General features: G+C 70.4%; 14 protein-coding genes. 11 read left to right on the top strand and 3 right to left on the bottom strand.

Going from position 1 to position 17,269, the window contains the following annotated elements:
• The first annotated feature begins 18 nt into the window (after positions 1–18).
• The 4 genes from G7043_RS26130 (at position 19) to G7043_RS26115 (ending at position 4,051) form a co-directional block, all read left to right on the top strand.
• Positions 19–468, top strand: coding sequence for a universal stress protein (locus tag G7043_RS26130; RefSeq protein WP_166049823.1), 450 nt, complete (start codon positions 19–21; stop codon positions 466–468).
• Positions 465–857, top strand: a complete 393-nt coding sequence (locus tag G7043_RS26125; RefSeq protein WP_166049821.1) for a CBS domain-containing protein — start codon at positions 465–467, stop codon at positions 855–857. The genes G7043_RS26130 and G7043_RS26125 overlap by 4 nt, the downstream gene beginning before the upstream one ends.
• Positions 838–3,360 carry a cation-translocating P-type ATPase gene (locus G7043_RS26120; protein WP_313888072.1) on the top strand — a complete coding sequence of 841 codons (2,523 nt, stop codon included), beginning with the start codon at positions 838–840 and terminating at the stop codon, positions 3,358–3,360. Before G7043_RS26125 ends, G7043_RS26120 begins: the two co-directional genes overlap by 20 nt.
• Before the next feature lie 100 nt (positions 3,361–3,460).
• Positions 3,461–4,051, top strand: a complete 591-nt coding sequence (locus G7043_RS26115; RefSeq protein WP_166049819.1) for an Rv1733c family protein — start codon at positions 3,461–3,463, stop codon at positions 4,049–4,051.
• A 117-nt stretch (positions 4,052–4,168) separates the two neighbouring features.
• On the opposite strand, the gene G7043_RS26110 is transcribed toward G7043_RS26115, so the two are convergent.
• Positions 4,169–4,720, bottom strand: a complete 552-nt coding sequence (locus tag G7043_RS26110) for a DoxX family membrane protein (RefSeq protein ID WP_166049817.1) — start codon at positions 4,718–4,720, stop codon at positions 4,169–4,171.
• 180 nt (positions 4,721–4,900) lie between these two features.
• Positions 4,901–5,896, bottom strand: coding sequence for an Acg family FMN-binding oxidoreductase (locus G7043_RS26105; RefSeq protein ID WP_166049815.1), 996 nt, complete (start codon positions 5,894–5,896; stop codon positions 4,901–4,903).
• Positions 5,897–6,081: 185 nt separating this feature from the next.
• Here G7043_RS26105 and G7043_RS26100 point away from each other — a divergent pair, with 185 nt between their 5' ends.
• From G7043_RS26100 to G7043_RS26085, 4 genes are all read left to right on the top strand, one after another.
• A complete protein-coding gene (locus G7043_RS26100) occupies positions 6,082–6,768 on the top strand; it encodes a CBS domain-containing protein (RefSeq protein ID WP_166049812.1) in 687 nt (228 codons plus the stop codon).
• Positions 6,769–6,777: 9 nt separating this feature from the next.
• Positions 6,778–7,398, top strand: a complete 621-nt coding sequence (locus G7043_RS26095) for a CBS domain-containing protein (protein WP_166049810.1) — start codon at positions 6,778–6,780, stop codon at positions 7,396–7,398.
• A 354-nt stretch (positions 7,399–7,752) separates the two neighbouring features.
• The gene (locus tag G7043_RS26090; protein WP_090072848.1) at positions 7,753–8,085 is read left to right on the top strand and encodes an ArsR/SmtB family transcription factor; all 333 of its coding nucleotides are present in this window, start codon (positions 7,753–7,755) and stop codon (positions 8,083–8,085) included.
• Positions 8,082–9,680 carry a SulP family inorganic anion transporter gene (locus G7043_RS26085; protein WP_166049808.1) on the top strand — a complete coding sequence of 533 codons (1,599 nt, stop codon included), beginning with the start codon at positions 8,082–8,084 and terminating at the stop codon, positions 9,678–9,680. The genes G7043_RS26090 and G7043_RS26085 overlap by 4 nt, the downstream gene beginning before the upstream one ends.
• A 239-nt stretch (positions 9,681–9,919) precedes the next feature.
• Here the strand turns inward: G7043_RS26085 and G7043_RS26080 are convergent, their stop codons facing one another.
• Complete coding sequence (locus G7043_RS26080) at positions 9,920–11,497, bottom strand: PucR family transcriptional regulator (protein ID WP_166049806.1); 1,578 nt, start codon at positions 11,495–11,497, stop codon at positions 9,920–9,922.
• A gap of 210 nt (positions 11,498–11,707) precedes the next feature.
• Between G7043_RS26080 and G7043_RS26075 the strand changes: the two genes are divergently transcribed.
• The 3 genes from G7043_RS26075 to G7043_RS26065 are packed head-to-tail and all read left to right on the top strand — an operon-like array spanning position 11,708 to position 17,222.
• Positions 11,708–12,967, top strand: coding sequence for an aspartate aminotransferase family protein (locus G7043_RS26075; RefSeq protein ID WP_166049804.1), 1,260 nt, complete (start codon positions 11,708–11,710; stop codon positions 12,965–12,967).
• Complete coding sequence (locus G7043_RS26070) at positions 12,964–15,786, top strand: FAD-binding and (Fe-S)-binding domain-containing protein (RefSeq protein ID WP_166049803.1); 2,823 nt, start codon at positions 12,964–12,966, stop codon at positions 15,784–15,786. The genes G7043_RS26075 and G7043_RS26070 overlap by 4 nt, the downstream gene beginning before the upstream one ends.
• Positions 15,783–17,222, top strand: coding sequence for an NAD-dependent succinate-semialdehyde dehydrogenase (locus G7043_RS26065; RefSeq protein WP_166049800.1), 1,440 nt, complete (start codon positions 15,783–15,785; stop codon positions 17,220–17,222). Before G7043_RS26070 ends, G7043_RS26065 begins: the two co-directional genes overlap by 4 nt.
• Positions 17,223–17,269: the final 47 nt, after the last annotated feature.

Below are 17,269 nucleotides of genomic sequence, written 5' to 3'. Positions count from 1 at the left end.
AACCGAGGGAGAACAGCCATGATCACCAAGCCGATCGTTGTGGGTATCGACGGAACGCCCGCGTCTCACCGAGCACTGGAGTGGGCGCTGGACGAGGCCGTGGTGCGCGGATGCTCGCTGCACGTCATCCACGCCTGGACGTTCGAGGCGTTGACGGACTGGACCGAGACCACCGAGCAGCGAGTGCGGGCCGAGTCGCAGGCTCTGATCGACAAGGCAGTGCAGAAGGCGTCGGAAAAGCGTCAGGAGCTGCCCGAGATCATCCGGCAGAGCCTCCGCGGCGACGCGGCCGAAACGCTGGAGAAGGCCTCGGAGGGCGCCGCGATGCTGGTCGTCGCCTCGCACACCGACCACCGGATCCGCCAGATGGTGCTCGGCTCGACGAGCATGCACGTGGTGCGGCACGCACACGCGCCGATCGTCGTCATCCCGGTGAACGACCGCGAGCTCGCGGAGACGACGCGATGAACGTCCGCGACGCGATGATCCGCCCGCTCGTCACGGTCGGGCCACGCGACTTCGCCCGCCACGCGGGCGGCCTCATGGACGACTTCGGGCTCAGCATGCTGCCCGTCGTCGACGAGGGCGTGTTCCTGGGCGTGGTCACGAGAGTCGACGTGATGCGCGGCAAGGAAGGCGTGCCGTCACCGTTCGTGCAGCAGGTGATGTCGCAGCCGGAGCTGGTGACCACGGCGGACACGCCTGCTGCGGCACTCTTCGACGCGATGAGCCGCTACGAGGTGCGGTGCGCGCCAGTCCTCGACGACGGGCAGGTTGTCGGCGTGGCCACGTGGCTTTCCGTCCTTCAGTTGATGAGCCGCACCACGGAGGCCGGTCGTGCCGCTGTCCACAGCTGACCGCGAGGACGTCGTCCACCACGGACTGCCGGTGGCCGAGGTCGTCCTGATCGCCGAGACCGACGAGGCCACCGGGCTCTCCACCGTCCAGTGGCAGGAGCGCCTGGCTGAACTCGGGCCCAACGAACTGCCCGCGCGGCGCGGACCGAGCTGGGTGGTGCGGCTGCTCCAGCAGTTGCACCACCCGCTCATCTACGTGCTGCTGGCGGCCGGCGGGATCACGGCGGCACTCGGCGAGGTCGTCGACGCGTCCGTGGTGTTCGGCGTCGTCGTGGTCAACGCCATCGTCGGGTTCATCCAGGAGGCGCGCGCCGAGCGTGCGCTGAACGCACTGGTGGCCATGGTGCGCACCGAGGTCACGGTGGTGCGCGACGGGCTCCCGGCACGGGTGTCGTCGGCGGAACTCGTGCCGGGCGACGTCGTTCTGCTGGAGGCGGGAGACCAAGTGGGTGCCGACCTCCGGCTGATGGGCACCGAGGAACTGCGCATCGACGAGTCGGCGCTGACCGGCGAGTCCGTCGCGGTGGCGAAGAGTCCGGTCGCATTGCCCTCGGACACCGCGCTGGCCGACCGCGCCAACATGGCCTACTCCGGCACGCTGGTGACCGCGGGCGGTGGACGCGGTGTCGTGGTCGCCACCGGTGCCGACACCGAGATCGGTCGCGTGCATCGGCTCGTCAGCACGACCACGACCGTGCAGACGCCGCTGACCCGCAAGCTCGCGCGCTTCAGCCAGATCCTGACCGTGGTGATCCTCGGGCTCGCCGCGGTCAGCGTCGTCGTCGGCGTGCTGCGCGGCGAACCACTCGCCGCGATGGTCACCGCCGCCGTGGCGCTGGCCGTCGGCGCGATCCCCGAAGGACTGCCCGCCGCCGTCACCGTGACACTCGCGATCGGCGTGGCCCGCATGGCCCGGCGCAACGCGATCATCCGCAGGCTGCCCGCCGTCGAGACCCTCGGCAGCACCACCGTGATCTGCACCGACAAGACCGGAACCCTGACGGCCAACGCGATGACGGTCAGCACCGTCGTGGCCGCAGGAACGCGGTTCGACCTGTCCGGCATCGGCTACGAGCCCACCGGAACCATCTCACCGTCGGCGACGCCGGCGTTGCGCGAGCTCCTGCTGGCGGGTCTGGCGTGCAACGACGCCCGCGTGGTGGAAGACGAGGGACGCTGGGTGCCGGTCGGCGACCCGACCGAGGCCGCGCTCGTCGTGGCGGCCCGCAAGGCCGGTCTGGACAGCGCGGACGTGCCCGAACGGCTGGACGCCTTGCCGTTCAGCTCGGAACGCCTGTTCATGGCGACCCGGCACGCCAACGACGTCGTGTACGTCAAGGGCGCCGTCGAACGTGTCCTCGCGCTGGCTGGACTTGACCACTGCGCCGAAGCGGAGGAACTGGCTCACGCCGGCCTGCGTGTGCTCGCGATCGGCCGCGCGGCGGGCGTCGAACTCACCGAGGAAGGACTGCAGGGCAACGTCCAACTGCTCGGCGTCGTCGCCATGCACGACCCCGCCCGGCCAGAAGCGATCGAGGCCGTGCGCGCCTGCCAAGCGGCGGGCATCGAGGTCAAGATGATCACCGGCGACCACCCGGCCACCGCCCGCGCCATCGCCGCGGAGTTCGGCATCACCGACGTCCACGCCCGCGTCGCGCCCGAGGAGAAACTGCGGCTGGTCAAGGAGATCCAGGCCGGGGGAGACGTGGTCGCGATGACCGGTGACGGCGTGAACGACGCGCCCGCGCTGCGGCGTGCGGACATCGGGGTGGCGATGGGTCGCGGTGGCACCGAGGTCGCCAAGCAGGCGGCGGACATGGTGCTGACCGACGACAACTTCGCCTCGATCCGCGCCGCTGTGGAGGAAGGTCGTGCGGTCTTCGACAACCTGCGCAAGTTCATCATCTGGACGTTGCCCACCAACATGGCGGAGGGCCTGGTGATCCTCACGGCGATCCTGCTCGGCGCAGCGCTGCCGATCCTGCCGGTGCAGATCCTGTGGATCAACATGACCACCGCTGTCGCATTAGGACTGACATTGGCGTTCGAACCGCGCGAGCCCAACGTGATGAGCCGCCCACCGCTTCCGCCTTCGCTCCCGCTGCTGACCCGGCAGCTCGTCGGCCGCATCGTGTTCGTCTCCGCGATCCTGCTCGTCTGCTCGTTCGGCGCGTTCCGCTGGCAGCTCGCGTCGGGCGCCACCTTGGAGGTCGCGCGGACCGTGGCGGTGAACGTGTTCGTCGGAGCCCAGATCGCCTACCTGGTCAACTGCCGGTCGCTGGAACGGTGGCGGCCGAGCACCGGGCCGAACCGGTGGCTGCTCGTAGGCGTCGCGCTGACCGTGGGCCTGCAGCTGCTGCTGACCTACGTGCCCTTCATGAACGCGCTGTTCCACACCGCGCCGCTCGGTTGGCAGCCCTGGCTGGTGGTCTTCATCCTGAGCGCGGCGGCGTACGTCGTCGTGGAGCTGGAGAAGTGGCGGCAACGCACATGGGCGGGCTGAGCGCGAAGTCTACGAGCGCTGCAGGAGTGGGTGAAGGCCACCGGTCGCGCGGATCGTGGCCTTGCCCGCGCCCACCCGGAAGTCTTGGTGGTGGAGGTGGATGATGACCCCGAATCCGATGTCCCGGCTCTTCCGCCGTGTCTTCCCCGGCCGCAACCCGCTCGCCACCTGCGGCGACCGGATCGAGGGCGCGGTGCTCGCGCTGGGAGTCGTGGTGGCGTCCCTCGCTGTCCCGGTGGCGGGCGCCGTGGGATCGGAGGCGTACGCGGCGTACGAGTCGCGAGTCGAGGTCGAGCAGGCGAACAGAACCCAGGTTGACGCCGTGCTCGTCGAGGACGCTCCAGAGATGACCGGTCGCAGCGAAGGCGCGGTGGAGACGACGTCGGTGATCGCGACCTACCGGCTGCCAGATGGCACGGTCCGAGAAGGCCTCGTGCCGGCTCCTCACGACGCCGCGAGAGGTGCCGTCGTGCGTATCTGGATCGACCGCGGCGGTGAGGTGGTCGAGCCGCCGATGACGAGCGACGGCGCGGTGATCAGCGCGTTCGTCATGGCCTTCCTGCTGTGGGGCGGGGTTTCTGGTGCGATGGCGTTGCTCTACGTCGTGATCCGGTTCCTGCACATGCGGATCCGCCTGCGCTGGTGGAAGCTCGAGTGGGAGCTGACCGCGCCGGACTGGACCGGCCGGTAGGTCACGTCGGCAAGGGGTCGCCGAATTCCTGCAGGTTCCTCGGGGCTCATCGGGAGAACAGCAGCCGCATGCGGAATGGGGCGCCGCGTAGCCGCAGCGCCCCTGCCGTAGCTGCGTTCACCGCAGCCAGGAGTTGGCTTTCACGATCGGCAGGCTCGCCCACCAGCGGGCGACACCCCACGTGGCTCCAGCTGCCGTGGCCGCCAGCGCGATCAGGACCAGCGCGTAGACGACGTGGTAGTCGATGATCGGGTTGGTGGACATGGTGGCCTCGCCGACCGAGTTGTGCTGCGCGGGCGGCCACTCCGCGGCCCACATCAGCACCATCATCACCGCACCGGCGGCCGCCGAGATCCGCAGCCCGATGCCGAGAGTCACGGCCACGCCGATCGCGAACAGCCCGGCCATGAACAGGATGTCGGCCCACCACGTTCCTGCCCAGGCGTGGAACGTCGACTCGAACGGGCCGACGTCGACGCGGCTGAGGAAGCCCTTGGTCGGTGAGCCGCCGGAGAACCAGGCGTTCTTGCTCTGCGTGGCGTAGCCGAGGCCGAAAGCCTTGTCGGCGAACGCCCAGAGGAACAGCAGCCCGGTCGCGATGCGCAGGACCGCCAGGGATCTCGCGGCCGTGCCGGTACGGCTGCGGGTCGGAGCTTCAACAACGGACATCGTTACCTCCCAGGAAGTACTCTGGACCTGAGTGTTCTCAGTGGAGCGAGACCGCAACGCGGTCCTAGGTCCCGACCAGTCCGGGACGTCACGACGTCGTTCGTTCAGCGCACCCCTCCAGCAGCTGCGGGGAGGGCCTCGCGGATCTTGCCGAGGGGGCGAAGTCGCGGATGTAGGTGGTCACTTCTGCTCCTGGTCGCGGAGAAGGTCGACGACGGGGCGGCGGGGAGTGGCGGGCAGCGGATCGGCGTTGAACCCGGCCCAGCCGACGCGGATCACCAGTTGGGGGCAGGTGGCGCCACCGAGAACCTCGTCGCGCACCAGCTCCCTGGTCTCGACGACCTCGAGCGGCTGGCTCAGCGGGCAGGTGGCCAGGCCGGCCGCCGTGGCCTCCAGCAACACCGCGCTCGTCGCCTCTCCGGCTCGCAGCCGGGACAGGTCGTCGTCGGACGACGTGCTCAGCACGAGGAGTGTTCCCGCGTCCTCACCGAGCACGGTCTGGCGTGTTTGAAGCAGTGATCCAGGGGCGAACTCGCGCATCCTGAGGTTGCCGTACTGGTGCGACCCCGCAGGTATGTTCGCGGCCGGAACCCCGGCCGCGGCGCCGGGGTACACGCCACTCCACTGCCGGATCTCGGCGTGGTAGGCGGGGTCGGCTGCCTGGACGTCGGCTGCCTTGCCGATCGCGGCCAGGAGCTCGTCGCGTGCCTTCCCGGTCACGACGTGGGCTTCGACGCCTTCGGCGCGGGCGACCACCACGAGCTGTTGCAGGATCTCGTCCGGCGCCGGCCACGAGGAGAAGGCTCGGCGATCCGTGCGCCTGCGCGGAATCGCGGCTGCCAGTGCCACGTGTGACGCGCTCGGCTCGAACGGCATGAACTCGATCGCGGCCAGGTGGTCGGGCAGCGCGGGGTTGGGCAGCCGGTGCACCTTCGCTCGCCAGCCGAGTGCGGCGAGTCCGACCCGCAGGTGGTGCAGCGCGGCACCGCAGCTGACGATCAGGTCAGCGCCAAGGGGGTCGGTCGCGGGCAGCGTGCGGGCGCGATCGGCATACAGGTGCAGGCTGCGTGCACCGACTTCCCAGCGCCACGGCTGGGAGTTGTGCACCGACGGCGCGCGTGCGGCGAGTGCCACCGCCGCTCGCACCGTCGTCTCATCCGGCTGACCGCGGTCCATGCCGCTCACCTCCAGTTGAAGTCCTGCCTTGAAGTTCGCAGCACGAGCGGGCGCGGGTGAGGGGCCTACGTCCCGGCCTGGCCGGGACCCGCGTCACGGCCAGGCCGCGCCCTTGGGAGGTGTTCGCCGGCAGTACCCGCGAGAAGGCTTGAAGGCACAGAGACCAGAGATCGCCGGAGGGTGTCATGCGTGAACCGACAGTCGCCTCGCTGATGACACGTGAGGTGATCACCGCAGATGTCGGCAGCTCGTTCAAGGAACTCGTGCAGCTGCTGGAGAACAACAAGATCAGTGCCGTACCGGTGCTCGACGGCGGCTACCCCGTCGGAGTCGTGTCCGAGGCTGACCTGATGCCGAAGGAGGAGTTCCGCGGTGGAACCGCCGACCGGCCGGGCTTGTTCGCGGGCGGCGCCGAGAAACACAGGTGGGAGCAGGCGGGCGGGGTGACCGCCCGCGACGTGATGACGTCGCCGGTGAAGAGCATTTCGCCGGATCTCGCCGTCAGCGTTGCCGCTCGTGAACTGGCCGCGGCGGGAGTCCGCAGACTCTTCGTGATCGACGCCGACGGCGCATTGGTCGGCGTGCTGTCTCGCCGTGACCTGCTCAAGCTCTTCCTGCGTGACGACGAGGAGCTGCGCACCACGATCCGCGACGAGGTCTTCGGCCGGATGTTGTGGGTGGACCCGGACTCCATCTACGTGGCGGTGACCGACGGCGTGGTGTCGGTGCGGGGGAAGTTGGAGCGGCAGAGCGAGGTCGAGATCGCCGAACACCTCGTGCGCGTCCTGCCGGGTGTGGTCGACGTGCACAACAACCTCCGTCCTGAGTGGAACGACACCACTCACACCCGCCAGACCGAGATCTTCGGCTGAAGGAGCGCCATGAGGACCAGAGACGTGATGACCACCGACGTGGTTGTGGTGTTCCCGGAGACGTCGGCGCGTGAAGCCGCCCATCTGCTCGCCGAACGCGGCTTCACTGCGCTGCCGGTCGTGGATACCGCAGGCACGTTGGTAGGCGTGGTCAGCGAGGTCGAGCTGCTGCAGGACCGCCTGCCGCAGGACCCGAGGTGGCTCGTGCACGGGGAACCTGCCGAGGTCAGGCAGGCGCCAGGGGACGTGGTCGCGCAGGTGATGGTCAGGCCGGCGGTGACGGTGGACCCGAACACCGACCTCGCCGAGGTCGCCGACCTCATGCTCGAGCACGGTGTGCGCAGCGTGCCGGTCGTCCACGAGGGGCGTCTCGCGGGCATCGTGACTCGCCGCGACATGCTCCGCTCGATCACCCGCGCGGACTGGGTCGTCGAGGCCGAGATCCGCAACCGGCTCGGCGTCGTCGGCGGCCCGCGACGCTGGCAGGTAGCTGTTTCCGGCGGCAAGGTGTCCATCGTGGACAAGATGGGCAACGCCACCGAACGACACGTGGCCGAGGTGCTCGTGCGCGCGATCGCAGGCGTGACCGATGTTCAGTTCGTCAGCGAACAGGCGCGCGTGGGGAGTTGACGCGGCCCACGGAGTTCATACGTGGTCGCAAGTTGTGGTGGGCCCTTGCGATCGCGGTGAACTTCGTCGGGCCGGTCTCCTGCTTCCGCTGGGGAGGGAGGTCGTAGGGAAGAACAAGCGAAAGGCGCCGGGCTCCCCCTCCCGGCGCCTTTCTGCTTGTGCGAGGACTTGGATCCCGCGAGTGAGGCGACCTGAGGTGGTGGGGGATCAGGTCGCAGAGCTGCGGTTGACGGGGTTGTATAGTGTCGAATTGAAGAAATATTCAATTCGACAGGTCGTGGTCCCGTGCGCCGGGCGGTGGGGCGGCAAGACGAGTACGGGGTGGCGGTCGACGCCCCCGAGGAGGGCTGAGCGGTGCCGGTTCCGCTGTACCAGGCGAAGGCCGAGTTCTTCCGGATGCTCGGCCACCCCGTGCGCATCCGGGTGCTGGAGTTGTTGCAGGACGGCCCGAAAGCGGTGCGTGATCTGCTCGCCGAGATCGAGGTCGAGGCCTCCAACCTCTCCGCGCAGCTGGCCGTGTTGCGCAGGTCCGGCATCGTGACTGCGACTCGTGAAGGTTCGACGGTGGTGTACGCGCTCGCGGGTGCGGACGTGGCCGATCTGATGAAGGCGGCCAGGAGGATCCTGACGGAGCTGCTGGTTGGGCAGAACGAGTTGCTGGCGCAGTTGCGCGAGGATTCCGCGTGAGAGCCTTCCTGCCCGTCAAGGCGGACTGGTCGGCCGCGACGCCGAGAGATGTCGTCGCGGGGTTGACGGTCGCGGTCGTGGCTTTGCCGCTGGCACTGGGGTTCGGGGTGGCGTCGGGCCTCGGCGCCGCCGCCGGGCTGGCCACCGCGATCGTCGCGGGCGCCTTGGCCGCGGTCTTCGGCGGCTCGAGCCTGCAGGTGTCCGGTCCCACCGGCGCGATGACGGTGGTGCTGGTGCCGATCGTCGCGACGTTCGGGCCGGGCGGCGTGCTCACCGTCGGCCTGCTCGCGGGTGTGCTGCTACTCGCCCTGGCTGTGGCCAGAGCCGGGCGCTACATGCGGTACGTACCTGCTCCGGTGGTCGAGGGCTTCACCATCGGGATCGCTGCTGTCATCGCGTTGCAGCAGATCCCAGCGGCACTCGGTGTGCCCACCCCGGACGGGCACAACGTCGTGGTGAACGCGGTCCACGCGTTCGGTTCCGGCCCGGCCCTGCCAGCGGTCGCCCTCGCGGGCGGAGTCGTCGCGATCATGCTCGTCGGCGCGCGCTGGAAACCGGCGATCCCGTTCTCGCTGCTGGCCGTCGCGGCGGGCACGGTGGTCGCGGAGATCTGGTCCCTGCCCGTGCCGCGAATCGGCACGTTGCCCGCGTTCCTGCCGGCGCCTTCACTGTCCTTTTTGGACTTCGGCGCGCTGTGGTCGCTGCTTCCGTCCGCAGTCGCCGTGGCCGCGCTCGCCGCGTTGGAGAGCCTGCTGTCCGCGACGGTCGCCGACGGCATGAGCGTGAACCAGCGGCACGACCCCGACCGAGAGCTCTTCGGCCAGGGCATCGCGAACGTCATCACGCCGATGTTCGGTGGCGTGCCCGCGACCGCCGCGATCGCGAGGACGGCGGTCAACGTCCGGTCCGGTGCGAGCTCGCGACTCGCGGCCCTGGTGCACGCCGCGACGCTCGCAGCCATCATGCTGGCCGCGGCCTCTGTGGTCGAACGCATCCCGTTGGCCGTGCTGGCTGGCGTTCTGCTTGCCACGGCGGTGCGGATGGTCGAGGTGGGTTCCGTGCGGGTGCTGATGCGTGCGAACCGCTCCGACGCGGTGGTGCTCGCCCTCACCGCACTCGCGACGCTGGCACTCGACCTGGTCACCGCCGTGATCCTCGGTCTCGTCGTGGCGGGAGGGCTGGCGCTGCGCGCCGTCGCCAGGTCGGCGCGGATCGACGAGGAACCGCTGGAGCCCGGCGACCACACCCAGGAGGAACATGAACTGCTCGCGCAGCACATCGTTGCCTACCGGTTGGACGGACCGCTGTTCTTCGCTGCGGCACACCGCTTCCTCCTGGAGCTCACCGAGATCTCGGCGGTCTCCGTGGTGATACTGCGCATGTCCCACGTGTCGGCAATGGACGGGACCGGCGCGCTGGTCCTGCGGGACGCCGTCGAGAGACTGGAACACAGGGGCGTCACCGTGCTGCTCTCCGGCGTGCGCGACGAGCACCGCCGACAGTTGGAGACCCACGGGGTGCGAACGTTCGCCAGCACGCCCGAGGCCATCGAACACGCGCGAGACCACCTGCGCCGCAACGGCACCCTGCCGTGAACAAATCAGGGTATCGCGGGTTTACGCAGTCGTTGGCTGATCGGCTGCCGGACACTGATCATCCCGATGCCTTGACCACGTGCCGGGATCTCGAGCGCCGCCGAGAAGTACGTCCGTGCAGGTCAGCGGGCATCGGTGGGGAGCGGTCATCGTCCGGCAGGATCGCGGCTGTGCGCCCGCGCGAGGTCGCTTGGCCGAACTGCGGCCCGAGTGGAGTCGTGCGCCCGAGCCGTGTCTCGTCAGGACGTTCGAAGAACGTCCAGCGCGAGGAGAGCGACGTGCAGCTCGGTGCGTTGCTCGCCCACTTCGAGGTCGCGGTCGAGCAGTCGTTCCAGCATTCGCAGGCGTTCGTAGAGCGTCTGCCGGGAGAGGCCGTTGCGGCGGGCGGCGATGGTCTTGTTGCCTGCTGCGTCGAGGTAGCAGCGCAACGTGGGCAGCAGTTCGGTGCCGTGCCGGGCGTCGTGTTCGATCAGGCGGCCGACCTGCCGTTCGACGTAGTCCTGGACGCGCACGTCGTTGCGCAAGGTGTGGAGCAGGTGCCGCAGGCCGATGTCGGAGAGCTGGTGGTAGAGCTGTTCGCTGGAGCCCGGAAGCACGGCTTCGGCGACTCGTCCGGCTTCGCGGAAGGAACGGGCAGCGTGCGAGAGGTCGGTCACCTCGCACCCGACGCTCACCACCGCGTCGGGATCCACCTCACGTGCGGTGCGGCTCAGTTGCTCCACAGTGGACTGCCAAGGCTGTCCGCGGCGCAGGGAGAGCAGGGCCCCTACGCGCCGCTCTTCGAGCGCGCCCACCAGGCCTGTCTGTTCGAGCGCCGGTGCGATCAGGTTTTCGACCTCGGTCGCGTTCTGGTGGGTGTCGATCAGCACGGCGAGGAAGGTGGCGTCGGTCGCCGGCAGCCCCAGTGCCGTGGCACGGGCTCGGGCTTCGGCGGGGGACCGGTGGCGTTGTTCAACCAGGTCACGCAGAACGTGGCGGTGCGCACGGCGCTCCCAGGACGTGGAGTGGATGAGCCGGGCGATGGTCAACGTCATCGCTGCTCGTTCGAGCACGGTGATGTCCTCGGCGCTGAAGCCGGCGGCGCCCGGCGTGGGCAGCATGACGACCCGGCCCCAGCGTTCGCCCTGGAACTCGACGGGGGTGGCCAGCCAGCCGTCCGGTTCGTGCACCGTGGTGCCGACCTCGACGGTGGTGGCCCTCGACCGCCGTTCCCAGTGTGAGAGCGCCTCTTCCGCGCTTCCTCCGACGGGTTCGCAGATCACCGCCTGATGGGCCAGGTTCTCCAGCACGACGGTGCGGTGGCTCATCTCGGCCGCTGTCCGGACCACGTCCTCCGGTCCGGCGCCGCGCAACGTCAGAGCGGTGAAGGTGTCGTGGATCTGCTGGGTGCGGCGCAGGACCTCGGTCTGGTTGCCCAGGATCAGCGCGTGGACGACCTGCGTGACCTCGAGGAAGTTGACGTCCCGCGACAGGGTGATCAACGGGAGGTCGCGTGCCCGGCAGGCGCGGATCAGGGCGTCGGGCGCGCGGTGGAAACGGCGGACCAGTTCGAGCACCAGTGCCGCGGCGCCGATGTCGGCGAGCTCGTCGACGTAGCGGCGCACCTGCGAGGCGTCGTTGGGCAGTGGCACGCCGGTGGTGAGGACCAGCTCGCCGCCCTTGAGGAACGACGCGGGGTCGGTCAGCTCGGTGATGTGCACCCAGCGCACCGGCCGGTCCAGGCCCGGTTCGCCGGCGACGACCTCCGGCAGACCCCCGGCCAGCACGGGCAGCGCCAGGACGTTCGCCACGGTCGGGGGGCCTGGGTTCTCGGACACACCGTCACTTTGACAAGCGGCTCTCACCAGCGCAAGCGCGGATCTCGCCGATCGCGGGACGGTCCCGGTGCCCGCACCTGCCGCTCTGGGTTGACAAAACGTCCGAACAACGCCCCTCGGCCAGACAGAACGCGCGTTGTGGGAGGTAGTCGCTCCGGCGACGCTCAGGTGACCGCAAGGCGAACACGACCACTCGGCCGGGAGATGACCATGACCGCACTGTCGCCCCACCTGCGCCAAGCCACGCCCGTCGTCGCGGTCCGCGGCGAGGGCGTGCACCTGTACGGCGAGGACGGCCGGCGCTACCTCGACTTCACCGCGGGCATCGGCGTCACGAGCACCGGGCACTGCCACCCCAAGGTCGTGGCCGCCGCCCAGGAACAGGTCGCGACGCTGATCCACGGCCAGTACACGACGGTCATGCACCGGCCCCTGCGCCGGTTGGTCGACAAGCTGGGCGAGGTGCTCCCGCAGGGCCTCGACAGCCTGTTCTTCGTCAACTCCGGCAGCGAGGCCGTGGAGTCGGCGATGCGCCTCGCGCGGCAGGCCACCGGCAGGCCCAACATCCTGGTCTGCCACGGTGGTTTCCACGGCCGGACGGTCGCCGCCGCCTCCATGACGACCTCCGGCACGCGGTTCCGCTCGGGCTTCTCCCCGTTGATGAGCGGGGTCGTGGTCACGCCGTTCCCGACGGCCTACCGCTACGGATGGGACGAGGACACCGCCACGCGCTTCGCCCTGCAGGAACTCGACTACGTGCTGCAGACGATCTCCTCGCCCGCCGACACCGCGGCGCTCATCGTCGAACCGGTGCTGGGCGAGGGCGGCTACGTCCCGGCGCCCCGCGCGTTCCTGGAGGGGCTGCGTGAACGCGCCGACCGACACGGCTTCCTGCTGATCCTCGACGAGGTGCAGACCGGCGTCGGACGCACCGGCCGGTTCTGGGGCCACGAGCACGCAGGGGTCGCGCCGGACATCCTCGTCACCGCGAAGGGCCTGGCCAGCGGCTTCACCCTCTCCGGTATCGCGGCGAGCGAGGAGTTGATGAGCAAGGCGTGGCCCGGCTCGCAGGGCGGCACCTACGGCGCGAACGCCGTGGCGTGTGCCGCGGCCGTCGCCACGCTGGAAGTCGTCGAGGAGGAGAAGCTCGTGCAGAACGCCGAGCTGATGGGCGCGCGGCTGCGGGCAGGCCTGGAGGCGGTCGCCGCCAGGACGCCGGGCATCGGCGACGTGCGGGGCGCGGGGCTGATGCTCGCGACCGAGTTCGTCACCGAGGACGGCAGCCCGGACCCGGAGACCGCGGGCAGGGTCCAGCGCGCCGCCGTGGACCAGGGCCTGCTCCTGCTGCTCTGCGGCGCGTGGAACCAGGTCGTGCGGATGATCCCCGCCCTCGTCATCGACGAGAACGCCGTCGACGAGGGGCTGCGGGCCTGGTCCGCCGCAGTGGAAGCAGGAGTGTCGGGTCGATGACAACCGACCCGCTGGTGCGACTGCTAGCCGAGACCGCCCCCGGACTGAGGGTGGAGTCGGAGGCCGGAGGAACTGCGCCCTTCGCCTACGACGCCTCCAACTACCGGGTGGCGCCTCGCGCCGTGGCCTTCCCCCGTTCACCCGAGGAGGTCTCCGCGGCGCTGCGGGCCTGCCGGGAGCTCGGCGTGTCGGTCACGGCGCGGGGAGGCGGCACGAGCATGGCGGGCAACGCCGTCGGGCCGGGCCTCGTGCTCGACTTCTCCCGCGGCATGAACCGGATCCTCGGCATCGACCCGGACGCCCGCACCGCTCGGGTCGAGCCCGGCGTCGTGCTGGACGACCTGCGTGACGCGGTCGCGCCGCACGGCCTCACCTTCGGCCCTGATCCGTCCTCGCACAGCCGCTGCACGATCGGCGGCATGATCGGCAACGACGCGTGCGGCAACCGGTCCGTGCGGCACGGGCGCACGAGCGGCCACGTCGAGTCGCTGGAGATCGTCACCATCGACGGTCTGCACGCGATCGCCGACCACACCGGTCTGCGTCCCGCCGACCCCGCGGACTACGGCGCGACCGCCGAGCTGGAGGCAGCCCTGCGCGGGCTGATCGGTGCGAACCTCGCTCCGATCCGGACCGAACTGGGCCGCATCCCACGCCAGGTGTCCGGCTACCAGCTGCACCACCTCCTGCCGGAGAACGGCTTCGACCTGGCCCGTGCCCTGGTCGGCACGGAGGGCACGTGTGCCGTCGTGGTGGCGGCGACCGTGCGGCTCGTGCCGACGGCCGCGGCCGCGACGTTGCTGGCTCTGGGCTACGACGACGTCGTGGACGCCGCCGAGGACGTGCCGGAGATCCTGCGGTGGACGCCCACCGCGGTGGAGGGCATGGACTCCGCGATCGTTGCCACCATGCGTGCCCGGCGCGGTTCCGGCTCGGTCACCGGTCTGCCGGACGGCAGCGCCTGGTTGTACGTCGAGCTGGACGGCGACGACGAGACCGACGTCGCCGTCCGCGCCGGGCAGCTGCTCGACACGCTGAAAGCACGCGGCCGCATGCTCGACGGGCGGGTCGTCGACAGCGAGGTCCAGCGGCGTTCGCTGTGGCGGGTGCGCGAGGACGGCGCGGGCCTCGCCGCCCGGCTGGTCGACGGCGGTGAGTCGTGGCCGGGCTGGGAGGACGCGGCGGTCGCGCCCGAGAACCTCGCGGGCTACCTGCGTGACTTCCGCGCGCTGCTGGCGGCCCACCGGCTCACCGGAGTCCTTTATGGACACTTCGGTGCCGGGTGCGTGCACGTGCGCATCGACTTCGACCTCGGCAGCGAGGAGGGCAGGGACGCCACCCGCCGGTTCCTGCGCGAGGCGGCCGAGGTCGTCGTGCGCCACGGCGGCACCCTGTCCGGCGAGCACGGCGACGGCCGGGCGCGCAGCGAACTGCTGGAGGTCATGTACAGCCCGGCGATGATCGGGGCGTTCGAGGCCTTCAAACGGGTCTTCGACCCGGACGGCCTGCTGAACCCCGGCGTGATCGTGGCACCGTCGGCGGCGGATGCTGATCTTGCGTTGGACGTCCCGCGGCCGCAGGGACGGACGACTCTCTTCACGTTCCCCCACGACCAGGACGGCTTCGCGGGCGCGGTCCGCCGCTGCGTCGGCGTCGGCCGTTGTCGCAGCAACTCCGGTGGCGTGATGTGTCCCAGCTACCGCGCGACGGGGGAGGAGAACCACTCCACCCGCGGGCGCGCCCGGATGCTGCAGGAGATGCTGCGCGGTGACGTCGTGCGGGGCGGCTGGCGTTCGACGGAGGTCAAGGACGCGCTGGACCTCTGCCTGTCGTGCAAGGCGTGTTCCTCCGACTGTCCGACCGGCGTGGACATGGCCACCTACAAGGCCGAGTTCCTGCACCAGCACTATCGCGGCCGGCTCCGGCCCCGCTCGCACTACTCGCTGGGATGGCTGCCCGCGACCTCCAAGCTCGCCGGCTACGTCGCACGGCCGCTCAACGCGGTCCTGCGCGGACCGCTGGGCAAGGTGGCCGCGTGGCTGGGCGGTGTCACCCGACGGCGAGCCATCCCGCCCTTCGCGTCCCGCCGTGCGCTGCGGGAAGTCCTGGGCACGGCGGTCGGCAGACCGGCCGCGGTGCTGTTCGTGGACAGCTTCACGCGCGCCTTCCGTCCGCAGGTCGCCGGCGCCGCCTACCGCGTGCTCGGCGCCGCCGGCCTGCCCTGCACACCGAGCAGTGGACTGTGCTGCGGCCTCACGTGGGTCAGCACCGGTCAGCTGTCGGTGGCACGCCGGGTGATGGCCCGCACCATCACCCGGCTCGATCGTGGCCCGCACCGCGACCTGCCGATCGTGGTGACGGAGCCGAGCTGCGCGGCCGCGTTGAAGCGGGACGTGCCCGAACTGCTCGGCACCGACGCCGCCCGGCGGGTCGCGGCACGGGTGCACACGCTCACGTCCGCGTTGACCGAACTGTCCACTTCGGACTGGATTCCGGCGGTGCCGGAATCCCTGGTGCTGCAGACGCACTGCCACGAGTACGCCACCTTCGGCGGCCCGCGCGACCTGCTTCGCGGGCTCGGCGTCCGGAAGGTGACCGAGGCGGAAGGTTGCTGCGGGCTCGCGGGCAACTTCGGTTTCGAGGAACAGCACTACGACACGTCGATGGCCGTCGCGAACCTGTCGCTGCGGCCACGGTTGGAAGAAAACCCCGATGCCGTCGTCGTGGCGGACGGCTTCAGCTGCGCCACCCAGGCCGACCACCTCGGTGTTCGCGCCGTGCACCTGGCAGAGCTGCTCGACCCAGGAGGTAACCCGTGATCGACGTTCCGAAGCAGTTGTTCATCGGCGGCACGTGGGTGGACGCCGCGGACGGCGCCACCATGCCCGTCGACAATCCGGCGACCGGCGAGGTCGTCTGCCACGTCGCCGACGCGGGAGCCAAGGACGCGCAGCTCGCCGTGGACGCCGCGGTGCGCGTGCAGGAGGAGTGGGCCGCCACCGCACCGCGGGTGCGCAGCGAGATCCTCCGCCGCGCCTACGACATCATCATCTCGCGCACCGACGAGCTCGCGTTGCTGATGACCACCGAGATGGGCAAGCCGCTGGCCGAGGCCAGGGGTGAGGTCGCGTACGCGGCGGAGTTCTTCCGCTGGTTCTCCGAGGAGGCCGTGCGGATCGAGGGCGGCTTCGGCACCCTGCCCGACGGCAGGAACCGGATGCTGCTGATGCGCCGCCCGGTCGGACCATGCCTGCTCATCACGCCGTGGAACTTCCCGCTGGCCATGGGCACCCGCAAGATCGGCCCGGCGGTCGCGGCCGGCTGCACGATGGTGCTCAAGCCCGCGCCGCAGACCCCGCTGTCCAGCCTCGCGCTGGCCGAGATCCTGCGCGAGGCCGGACTGCCGGACGGCGTGCTGAACGTCGTCACGACGTCCAAGCCGGGCGAGGTCGTCGAACCGCTGCTGCGCGGCGGCCGCGTCCGCAAGCTGTCCTTCACCGGATCCACCCAGGTCGGCAAGCTGCTGCTCGAGCAGTCCGCCGAGCAGGTCGTGCGCACGTCGATGGAGCTGGGCGGCAACGCGCCGTTCATCGTGTTCGACGACGCCGACCTGGACAAGGCGGTCGACGGCGCGATGGTCGCCAAGATGCGCAACATGGGTGAGGCCTGCACCGCGGCGAACAGGTTCTTCGTGCACCGCGACGTCGCCGAGGAGTTCGCCGTGCGGCTTTCCGCACGCATGAGCTCGCTGAACGTCGGACCCGGTACCGAGCCGGGGGTCGACGTCGGGCCGTTGATCGACCGGAACGGCCGCCGCAAGGTGGAGCGCCTGGTCGAGGACGCCGTCCAGCGCGGCGCGCGAGTCCTCGCGGGCGGCCGGACTCCGGACGGCCCCGGCAGCTTCTACCCGCCGACCGTGCTGAGCCGGGTGTCGCCGGACAGCGACCTGATGGGCACGGAGATCTTCGGCCCGGTCGCGGCGATCCTCACGTTCGACGACGAGGACGAGGTCGTGCGGCAGGCCAACGACACCGAGTGGGGCCTGGTGGGCTACGTGTTCACCGAGTCGCTGGACCGGGCGCTGCGGGTCAGCGAACGGCTGGAGGCGGGCATGGTCGGCCTCAACACCGGCCTGGTCTCCAACCCGGCCGCGCCGTTCGGCGGCGTGAAGCAGTCCGGCCTCGGCCGCGAGGGCGGCCGCGTGGGCATCGACGAGTTCCTCGACTACAAGTACGTCGCCGTGCCGGTGTCCTGACCGAGAGATCGACGGGGAGCCTTCCAGGTCGGGAAAGCTCCCCGTCA

It is taken from the genome of Lentzea alba (assembly GCF_011067745.1).
GTDB classification, from domain to species: Bacteria; Actinomycetota; Actinomycetes; order Mycobacteriales; family Pseudonocardiaceae; genus Lentzea; species Lentzea alba.
The sequence above is the reverse complement of the archived record's forward strand: the minus strand, read 5'-3'. Positions and strand labels throughout refer to the sequence as shown.

Excerpts from the sequence above, each read along its gene's own strand:
- G7043_RS26100 (WP_166049812.1), top strand. The coding sequence starts at position 6,082 with ATGCGTGAACCGACAGTCGCCTCGCTGATGACACGTGAGGTGATCACC.
- G7043_RS26125 (WP_166049821.1), top strand. The coding sequence starts at position 465 with ATGAACGTCCGCGACGCGATGATCCGCCCGCTCGTCACGGTCGGGCCA.
- G7043_RS26130 (WP_166049823.1), top strand. The coding sequence starts at position 19 with ATGATCACCAAGCCGATCGTTGTGGGTATCGACGGAACGCCCGCGTCT.
- G7043_RS26095 (WP_166049810.1), top strand. The coding sequence starts at position 6,778 with ATGAGGACCAGAGACGTGATGACCACCGACGTGGTTGTGGTGTTCCCG.
- G7043_RS26115 (WP_166049819.1), top strand. The coding sequence starts at position 3,461 with ATGATGACCCCGAATCCGATGTCCCGGCTCTTCCGCCGTGTCTTCCCC.
- G7043_RS26110 (WP_166049817.1), bottom strand. The coding sequence starts at position 4,720 with ATGTCCGTTGTTGAAGCTCCGACCCGCAGCCGTACCGGCACGGCCGCG.
- G7043_RS26070 (WP_166049803.1), top strand. The coding sequence starts at position 12,964 with ATGACAACCGACCCGCTGGTGCGACTGCTAGCCGAGACCGCCCCCGGA.
- G7043_RS26075 (WP_166049804.1), top strand. The coding sequence starts at position 11,708 with ATGACCGCACTGTCGCCCCACCTGCGCCAAGCCACGCCCGTCGTCGCG.
- G7043_RS26105 (WP_166049815.1), bottom strand. The coding sequence starts at position 5,896 with ATGGACCGCGGTCAGCCGGATGAGACGACGGTGCGAGCGGCGGTGGCA.